Annotated in this window: 1 pseudogene; it reads right to left on the bottom strand. The window is 47.2% G+C overall.

Annotated features, from left to right (window positions below):
- A pseudogene (locus AAEY62_RS22880) lies at positions 1-265 on the bottom strand (hypothetical protein); the annotation flags it as partial.

The raw sequence follows: 265 nt of genomic DNA, 5'->3' as shown, positions 1-265 counted from the left end.
CGCTAGTACTTGCTTGTGGTTTTGCCAGCGCGGCATCAATTTGCTGCATTGAAACAGATTCTGCCGCAATTTGTGCTGTTGTCGTATTTTGCGTATTTACGGCGCTAGGGCTTGGCTTAGCTGCCGATTTAACTACTGATTTAACTGCTGGTTTAACTACTGATTTAGGAGCGGGTGTGGTAACAGCTGGGCTCGTTGGCAGTACTGTTGCCACCTCAGAATTACTTTGTTTAGAGCGGCGCATACGTACTAAAACCATTACGCC

Origin of the sequence: Pseudoalteromonas sp. GW168-MNA-CIBAN-0100, assembly GCF_040309225.1 — a bacterium.
Lineage (GTDB): Bacteria > Pseudomonadota > Gammaproteobacteria > Enterobacterales > Alteromonadaceae > Pseudoalteromonas > Pseudoalteromonas arctica.
This window is presented reverse-complemented; position numbering and strand designations above follow the sequence as displayed.